Genomic DNA, 897 nt, shown 5'->3' on the forward strand with positions numbered 1-897 from the left:
CCGAAGCCCGGCGTTCGGCGGTGCCATTGGCATGCGTGACCCTGCCGGCCACCGCCAGCCCATGCCGGTTCTCCATGGTGGCGTGGCCCATATAGCAAAGCTTGGCCTCCCGTCCGGCCGCCTTGCGATAAAGCCTGCTGTCCGGGTCACTGGTACTCGCATGGGTGTCGTTCTTGCGCTTCTGGCCGTGGAAGTTGGCGCCGTCATCATCGTTGCCGCTGCCGTCCTTGGGGCGAAAACTCTTCTGTGAAGCCCAGGCTTCGATCAGCGTTCCGTCGACCGAAAAATGCTCGTCCGACAGCAGCGGCTTGACCTGCGAATGGTTCAGAAGCCTGGTCATGAACTTCGTGAACACGTCGCCGTTCTGCAGCCGCTCCCGGTTCTTGGTGAAGGTGGTCGGGTCCCAGACCGGATCGTCCGGCGACAGTCCCACGAACCAGCGATACAAAAGATTGTAGTCCAGTTGCTCCATCAACTGGCGTTCCGAGCGGATGCCGTAGAACACCTGCAGCAGCAAGGCGCTCAGCAATTGCTCCGGAGGGATCGAAGGACGTCCCTCGCTGGCGTAGAGCCTCCCAAGGCTGCGGTTCAAATCACTCAACACATCCCGGACAAGTTCCCGGACCTTCCGCAGCGGATGGTTCGCTGGCACACGCTTATTGCGGATTCCGACGAAGCCGGCCATGCATTCCAATTCGAAGCCGGCCGGGTATTCCGATCTGAAGCCAGCCACCCGTGGCGTCGTTCAACATGGGTCAAATTCATGATGTCGTCGAGGGCTGGGAAGGTCAAGAGACGGGTTGATCTTGAGCGGGTTGCTTCTGCCTCCTGAGGCTCTCTCCTTTGAGTTCGATGCGGTAGGCATTGTGGACGAGGCGATCGAGGATCGCGTCGGCG

Annotated in this window: 2 protein-coding genes; both read right to left on the reverse strand. The window is 60.5% G+C overall.

Annotated elements, in window-relative coordinates; translation table 11 throughout:
• Positions 1–685 (reverse strand): IS5 family transposase (locus IVA82_RS14905; protein WP_247386297.1); only part of this gene is annotated, 685 nt, incomplete at its 3' end.
• A gap of 103 nt (positions 686–788) precedes the next feature.
• Positions 789–897, reverse strand: a 109-nt coding sequence (locus tag IVA82_RS14910; protein WP_247493360.1) for an ATP-binding protein, incomplete at its 5' end; no start/stop codon positions are given.

Origin of the sequence: Bradyrhizobium sp. 142, from assembly GCF_023074015.1 — a bacterium.
Lineage (GTDB): Bacteria > Pseudomonadota > Alphaproteobacteria > Rhizobiales > Xanthobacteraceae > Bradyrhizobium.